This is a genomic window from Pontibacter sp. BAB1700, from assembly GCF_000277005.1.
Taxonomy (GTDB): domain Bacteria; phylum Bacteroidota; class Bacteroidia; order Cytophagales; family Hymenobacteraceae; genus Pontibacter; species Pontibacter lucknowensis.
Map to the genome: position 1 here is coordinate 1 of NZ_AKIS01000096.1, position 7829 is coordinate 7829.

Here is a 7829-nt window from a genome sequence, read left to right on the forward strand (position 1 = left end):
TTGTCAGCTATACCTTATCTTTGGGGAAACTACCATGCCCATGCAACCTGACTCATCCATGCTCACAGAGCTGGTCCGTATGAAAATGCCCTTTGGCAAGTACAAGGACACCGTGTTGTGCTACCTACCCGTTTCCTACCTGGAGTGGTTTGCCCGTGAAGGCTTTCCTCCCGGCAAGCTGGGCATGTTACTCGCTACCCTTTACGAGATCAAAATCAACGGACTGGAGTATTTGCTGGAGCCACTGAAAAGGCAGATGCGCAACAGGTAAGCTATACCTAACGCAACTCGTCAAAGCTGTACTTGGCGTCGTTCCAGAAGGCGTCCAGGGCAATAATGCGGGGTTTGAAAAAAGAAATCAGCGTCGGCCAATCGTTCTGATTGAAAACACTCACGCCTTTTAGCTCTACATAAATGCGGCTCACTACTTTTCCATACTCGTCAGCTGTGTGCAGGTCCCAAGTCCACTCCTCTCCTGCCGTGTCGTGCAACAACTCTTTCAACGCTTCAAACTGCTCGAAGAACATTTGCTGGATCTCAGGGTCAGGCTGCGTCATCTCGATTGCAACAGAGGCCTCTTTCTTATCAGCCTGCATGCGGAAGTACACGTTCTTCAGACCTGTCTTATAATTGATCCAGTTGGTACGCATCCCCTCCGCCGACAGCACCGGCGCCATATACTGCCCAAATGCTGTCCAGAATGCCTGTTTGAGTTTAGAAGCCTGTTCCCGTGTATACATAATCACAAAATTGGCAATTGCCCGGTAGATTAGCAAGGTATACTGCTAAGCAGTAGTACCGATGCTACTGTTTCTGCATTGTATTACCACAGGATAGTCTGGAAAAAAATGAACAGCTGGCGAAGGTTACGGTTTAGCGTAAGATGCCTTCATTATCAACCATGTGCCTACTTTGAGCAGGTATAGCTATACTCAAAGTTATATTCTACAAAGTTGCCTTGCGAATATTTCTGTCGTGCTGTTAGTGGGTAGCCTTTATCAGAGTAGGTATACTGTATATCGTATGCAAAATTTATCCGGCCATCTTCACTCCACCTGGTTACGCTTGTTACATTATGAAGCTGAGGCAGATTCAACACGAAGCCGTCAGTTTCATACTGCAGCATGGGGGCAGGCTGTGCCGGGGATGCTGAGAAAGGCGCCTTCCTTGTGTCATACCTGATATCATCTTCATAAGGCAGAAATTGAAATTCAGGATCGATAGGATACGTCTTTACACGTGTCATTACACCATTGGCATACGTAGATTTGAATGATAAATTATGGAATAAGTCAGAGCCTTGCCAAGGTCTCATCGAGTGAAATGCTGATGAGTCTGGCTCATTAGTAGCCCCATAGGTATACTCTACTTTCGCAAGTTCAACAGTAGGGCAATTCACAATTACACTGAAATGCCTCCTTACCAGTAATTGCCCCTGCTCATTATACTCATAAGTATAGATTGTTTCATGACCAGGGCCATCATAAGTACTGGTCAGTATTACCTCCGCAATTCTTCCTTTATCATCATAATGATAGATCGTAACAGCCTCATAGTCTGCAGTGCTGCTTTCCAGACCAGTACGCACTATCTGCGTGATTCTGTTCTGGTTATCATAAGAAAACACATGTTTCATCCGGCTTTGTGGCTGCTTGTTATACTCAGAAGTATAATAACTAATCACCTGCTGCACCAAACAATCTGTTGCTAATGGTTCTTCTTCAACAATTGGGTCTTTTTCGCAGGCACCTAAGAAAAGGCATGATAGCAAAAGGAGGTAAAGGTTTGATTTCATAGCGAAGCAGTTACAGACACAGGCTTGATTTACAATTAAATATACCGATTATACATTAAACGTAAAATTTATATTTCATATTAGATTAACATATAAAATATTGTTTGAATCGCTTATCGAATCAACCGAATTTTACCCTGACGGGCAGATAGACAAGGCTCAGCAGATGATCATGATCCAATACTATGAAAATGGCGACAGCACAGTAAAAGCCCTGCCCCCAAAGCAAGAACGCTAAGCCGTATGAGTTATCAGGTTGACAGGGCTGTTACCGAATCGGATTACCTGGAGCTCGCTGACCTGTGGAAGGCTTCAGTGCGGACAACGCGTCATTTTCTTCAGGAAGAGGATATCAGGTTTTTCCGGAATTCAGGGGTGAAGGCATCGGTAAAACGCTGGTGCAGTATGCTGAGGAAGAGCGCCATGCAAGTCAGGTAGATGTAAATGAACAGAACACCCAAGCTGTCGCATTTTACCAGCGCATGGGTTTCGCATCATTGGACGCTCAGAGCTGGATAGTCTGGGCAAACCTTATCCAATTTTATACATGGAGCGTAACAAGGTATAGACCCTATGGGAAAGTCAGGTATCATATTGTTAGCACTTGTGCTGAGTACCAGTTGCCAGGCGCAGGACAACCGGGAAGCCCAGCAGCAGCCTGCACGGCAGGTAGGAGGCCCATGCGAAGGCTGTGAGGCATTGCACGAGTATGGCGACAAGCAGCTTACCCCTACCGATACGCTCCCTGGCTTTCATCCTGAAGCACAAGCCAAGCTCAAAATAACTGGTACCGTATACCTGCCCGATGGCAAAACTCCGGCACCGGACATCATCCTGTACATTTACCATACTGATGAGACAGGTTTATACCCTACCAAAGGCGATGAAAAAGGCTGGGCCAGGCGGCACGGTTATCTCCGCGGCTGGATCAAGACAGGGGCTGATGGCAGGTATACGTTCTACACCACCAAGCCCGGCACCTACCCTTCCCGATCAGAACCGGCTCATATACACATCACCGTGAAAGAGCCGGACAAAAACGAATACTACCTGGATGATTTTCTGTTTGAAGGCGATCCGCTCCTGACCCCAAAAGTCCGCCAGGAAAGACCTGAACGTGGAGGCTCCGGCATCGTGGCCATACAGCGGCAGGGCAACACCTTTGTTGTAAACCGGGATATCACCCTGGGGCTTCACATACCTGATTACACTCCCCGTTAAAAACCGCCTGACAGCACCTAAAGTGCCTTTCCCGCAACTTAAAAATTGTATTATCGTTGCTTGTTACATATTCAGCCTCTGCGATATACCTACATTTTGGAAGGGTGCACAGCGGCCTAAAGAACTAAAACAATGAGAAAGAACATAATTTCCGGATTATTGGCATCCGTGTTCCTGATAAGCAGTTCCTGCCAGACTAACCCGGTGACGGGTAAAAAAGACGTGATGTTCATGTCAGAGAGCCAGGAGATCGCCCTTGGGAAGGAAGCCGACCCACAAATAGTAGCAGAGTTTGGACTATACGAAGACCCGGCCCTGCAGCGCTTCATCAGTGAGAAAGGCCAGCAAATGGCCAAGATCTCACACCGTAGCAACCTCAACTACGAGTTCAAGATTGTAGATTCCCCTGTGATCAACGCCTTTGCCGTGCCCGGTGGCTACGTGTATTTCACACGCGGCATCATGGCGCACTTTAACAATGAGGCGCAGTTTGCAGGTGTACTCGGTCACGAGATCGGGCACATCACCGCACGCCATTCTGCCCAGCAGCAAAGCAAGTCTATCCTCGCACAGGGTGGCCTGCTGCTTGGTATGATCCTGTCGCCTACGGTAGCGCAGTACGGCCAGGAGGTGTCGCAGGGACTCGGGCTGTTGATGCTCAAGTACGGGCGCGATGCCGAGCGCGAGTCAGACCGACTGGGAGTGGAATACTCGACTAAGATCGGCTACGACGCCTCCGAGATGGCCGACTTCTTCACCACACTGCAGCGCAAGCAGGAGGAAAGCGGTCAGGCGCTGCCATCCTTCCTTTCCTCCCACCCTGACCCGGGCGACCGTTACAATACGGTGCACCAACTGGCAGCTGAGGAAAAAAAGAAGCAGAACCTGACCAATGCCCAGGTTAACCGCAACAACTACCTCAAAATGATTGACGGGCTTATCTATGGAGAAGACCCCAAACAGGGCTTTGTGGAGAACAACGTATTCTATCATCCTGTGCTGAAGTTCCAGTACAACATGCCAGCCAACTGGGGCTACCAGAATTCCCCGCAGCAGGTGCAGATGGGCCCGAAGGACGGGAGCGCCGTGTTGGTGCTCACCCTGGCTCCTGGTGCCAACCCAACGGAGGCAGCCCAACAAACACTGCAGCGCTATAATTTGCAGCCTGTCGAAAGCAAGGAGGTGACTGTAAACGGACTGCCTGCCATTGCGGTAGTAGCCGATCCTGCTCCGCAGCAACAGCAACAACAGCAACAGCAGCCGTTGCGCACGCTCACCTACTTTATACAGTACGGGGGGAATATTTACAGCCTGATGGGTATCACCACTGCACAGAACTTTAATACCTATTTTCAGCAGTTCAGCAGCAGCATGCAGAGTTTCCGTGAATTGTCAGACCCCGACAAGCTGAACAGACAGCCAGAGCGCATCAGCATTGTAACAGTGTCGAAAGCCACTACACTGGCCCAGGCCTTGCGCAGCAACAACATGCCCGATGCCCGCCACAATGAGTTGGCTGTGCTAAACGGCATGCAACTGAATGACCAGGTACCCGCCGGCACTATGATCAAGGTATTGAGGAAATAAGATTTAAAGCTCAGGTATAAAAAACGCCCTGCTTCTGAACATGAAGCAGGGCGTTTTACTTTTGTCAAAGGTATAGCTGTCAGGTATAGCCAGTCTAGCTTAGTTCTGTACTTTCAGCAGTTTGTGCACCGATTTCTTACCGCCCTGCTCTACCTGCATGTAGTATATACCGGCAGGCAGACGCTGTAACCTTAGCTGCTCTTGGTGGCTATGCTGATGCTTCAGGAAACGAACCTGCTGCAATTGGCGACCGGTCATATCCACTAGCTGCACTTGTACGGTTCCGCGGTAGTCGCCTTCCAGCTGCAGCAGGGTGGCTTCCTGCATGGGGTTCGGGTACACAGTGACACCTCTTTCAGCCAGTTCCTCTTCTGCTGACAACACCAGCCCCTGCCATGGCACCAAACCGGGCTGTGGTGTTTCGAGCTTTTTGGTGGTGTAAATGTGAAATTCGCCCGGCTGCAGTTCCATCACCTGCCCCGGGTCCGTTATGTTATTTTCTCTGCCTGTAAAGTAGTCATACCATACCCCGGCGATCGGAAAGTTAGCATTGATCGGCTGTACCTTCACATCAAAATTACCAACTATGAATACACGCATGTCCTCATGAAAAAGTGAGATGCGCTTCACATGGCCATTCAACTGGAGGTCAAAATCGTCGGTGCTGAAGGCGGGTTCATTCAGTTTCAGCTTGATCAGTTCGGCGTATACCTGGTAGAGCTTCTGGCGCTCCGGCTGCTGCTGATACTCCCAGCGGATAGGCTTTTGACCAGTACGCCCGTTCTGGTCAATCGGTACCTCATAGCCCAGCTCTCCAAACTGCCAGATCATCTTCGGCCCAGGTATGGGTAGAAAGAAAGCTGCAGCGAGTTTGGCCCGGTCAAGGGCAGTGCTCAGGGTGCGGGTGTTGTAATTGCCATTTTGGTTGCCATTGGTGAGCACGTCATGCATGATCCGCTCCTCATCATGACTTTCCATATACCCGATCAGGTATGGGTTTTCCCAGGTGCGGTTTTTATAAGAAATGCCCTGTGGATTGGCCTGCACCCCTTTGGCCATATTGCGGTAATCGTGGTTGTGATTGCCCCAGAACATCATGCCGTAATTGGAAAGCTCCTTCTCTTCCTGGTTATCGGCAAAGTGCTCCAGTATGACGTAAGCCGTTTCATCATAGCTCCTGATCTCGTCATAAATGCGCTTCCAGGTGGAGACGCGGCTGGCATCATAGGCACTCCAGGCATTTACATTCTCGCCGGTATTGGTCTGCGTAAAGCCTTTCGAAAGGTCAAAGCGGTAGCCGTCGATGTTGTACTCTTCTATCCAATGGCGGTTCACGCGCTGCACCAGGGCTTTGGTGGCTTCGCTCTCGTGGTTGAAGTCGAAGAACACACTGAAAGGATGCGTGGCCCGCTGGTTGAAGAAGGGACTGTTGGCAGCCGGCTGATTGCCGTCCCAGTACATTTTCACATAGGGGTACTCGTAATCTGCCTGGTTGAGCACAATGTCCAGTATCACAGCAATGCCCATTTCATGCGCCTTGTCAATGAAAGCTTTCAGGTCGTTCTTAGTACCATAGGCTTTGTCAGGCGCAAAAAAGAAGATCGGATTGTAGCCCCAGGAATCGTTGCCGGAGAACTCCATCACCGGCATCAGCTCAATAGCGTTTATGCCGAGTCTTTTGAGGTAAGAGAGGGTGTCGGCCAGGGTCTGGTAGTTGCGTGCCGCGATGAAGTCGCGCACGTGCAGTTCATAGATCACCAGGTTCTCAGGGTCAGGTCGCTGGAAGTCTGTCACTTTCCAGGTATAGCTTTGCTGGTTTGTCTGCAGGATCGATACGATTCCTTCCGCTCCCTCCGGATAGGCTTTTAGGTTAGGGTAAGTGCTGGCAGGTATGTACTGGTCCATGGCCGGGTCCAGTATCTTTTCAGTGTAAGGGTCAGCCACGGCCAGGGTGCCATCCACCAGGTACTGGTAAGCCACCTCCGCTCCTGCCGGCAAATTATTCAGCTCGATCCAGTAGCGGTTGCCATCAGGCGTGCGCTTCATCAGGTATTCCGGCGAGCTCTCCCAATTATTAAACTCTCCGATGGCATACACAAAGCTCTTGTGCGGCGCATACAACACCAGGGTGGCGCTGGTGGCGCTGGTATAGTTCACCCCATCCCGCATACCTGCCGGTAGCGCTGCGACCGTTGGTTGTGGCTTCACACGGAAGGTAAAGCTTTCTGTGGCTGTGGCGTCACCCAGCTTTGCTTCTACGGTTACAGTGCGCTGCACACCCGCCTGATTGCCCGCACTGATGCTGGTCTGCACTTCGTCGGCATCGCTGGCGCTGTATACAATCGTATTGTCGAGCTTTACCGTTACACTGGCTTTCGACGATATGACAGCCCGCACAGGTATAGCACTGTTGGCATCTACGAAGAAGTTTCGCTGCTCAGGTTCGCGCAAGGCTATCTGCAGGCTTCCGTCGTAGATCTGGATGATAAAGTCTTCGGTTTGAGCGGTGCCGTTGCCGTTCTTAAGCAGTAGTCCCAGCTTATCGATGGTCTGACCAGCAGGCACTCCAAAGTAGGTTCGGGGCGTAAGTTTGATTTGCCAGCGGTCGTCACCGAGCGAGGTCATCTTGCCCGGATTGAAAGGCTGGTTAAAATTCGTTTGCCCGGCTGGCTGGTACTGAAAAGCATCGGTCGAACCCACAGTGCCCGCGCCTGACCACAGGTATACATCGTCCGTCTTTTTCAGCAGCCCGGTGGCACGGCCATCTTTGGCCTGCTTCACGTCAAAAATGAGGGTGATCTCCTGGTCGCCGTTGGGAAACTCAGGTATCGTTTGCACAGCCTGCGCCTGCACCCGCCAGGCTATACCGGACAGGAAAACAAAAAGCACCACAAAGCGGTAGAGGTATTGGTTTGCCATAAAGGGGATATTATAGATAAAAGAAATTCAGAAGTATAGCAGCAGGCACGAGACACAAAAGACAGTTCTCACATTTCCCTGAAAATATGCCTTTGCCTTGGTTTTAGTGTTATAACACTAGATAAGTTTGTATATTTTTCAGAGCTTAAAGGTATGATTTTCGATTAAATTCTAATATAATTGTTGTACTCCGTTTCAAAAACGGTGCAATCGCGCATGGACGAGCAGGAAGTTTGGGGTCCCCTTTGGAAAAAGGGCCCCAAAAATTTTTCCCCGGGAAAAAATTTCCCCGGGAAAATTTGGGTTT

Annotated in this window: 7 protein-coding genes; 4 read left to right on the forward strand and 3 right to left on the reverse strand. The window is 50.1% G+C overall.

Features of this window, described 5'->3' with window-relative positions:
• Positions 1-40: 40 nt before the first annotated feature.
• Positions 41-271 carry a DUF3820 family protein gene (locus O71_RS11795; RefSeq protein ID WP_040574217.1) on the forward strand — a complete coding sequence of 77 codons (231 nt, stop codon included), beginning with the start codon at positions 41-43 and terminating at the stop codon, positions 269-271.
• 7 nt (positions 272-278) lie between these two features.
• Here the strand turns inward: O71_RS11795 and O71_RS11800 are convergent, their stop codons facing one another.
• Both O71_RS11800 and O71_RS11805 read right to left on the reverse strand, forming a co-directional pair.
• A complete protein-coding gene (locus tag O71_RS11800; RefSeq protein ID WP_051017754.1) occupies positions 279-740 on the reverse strand; it encodes a DUF4268 domain-containing protein in 462 nt (153 codons plus the stop codon).
• 167 nt (positions 741-907) lie between these two features.
• Entirely contained in the window at positions 908-1795 is an 888-nt protein-coding gene (locus tag O71_RS11805; protein ID WP_155800839.1) for a hypothetical protein, read from the reverse strand.
• A 302-nt stretch (positions 1796-2097) separates the two neighbouring features.
• On the opposite strand from O71_RS11805, the gene O71_RS25665 reads away from it, so the two are divergent.
• From O71_RS25665 to O71_RS11820, 3 genes are all read left to right on the forward strand, one after another.
• Positions 2098-2490, forward strand: a complete 393-nt coding sequence (locus tag O71_RS25665; RefSeq protein ID WP_007656972.1) for a GNAT family N-acetyltransferase — start codon at positions 2098-2100, stop codon at positions 2488-2490.
• Entirely contained in the window at positions 2402-3016 is a 615-nt protein-coding gene (locus O71_RS11815; RefSeq protein ID WP_237717825.1) for an intradiol ring-cleavage dioxygenase, read from the forward strand. Before O71_RS25665 ends, O71_RS11815 begins: the two co-directional genes overlap by 89 nt.
• Before the next feature lie 132 nt (positions 3017-3148).
• Positions 3149-4603, forward strand: a complete 1455-nt coding sequence (locus O71_RS11820; RefSeq protein ID WP_040574216.1) for a M48 family metalloprotease — start codon at positions 3149-3151, stop codon at positions 4601-4603.
• Positions 4604-4702: 99 nt separating this feature from the next.
• On the opposite strand, the gene O71_RS11825 is transcribed toward O71_RS11820, so the two are convergent.
• A complete protein-coding gene (locus O71_RS11825; protein WP_007656977.1) occupies positions 4703-7522 on the reverse strand; it encodes an alpha-amylase family glycosyl hydrolase in 2820 nt (939 codons plus the stop codon).
• Between the last annotated feature and the right edge of the window lie 307 nt (positions 7523-7829).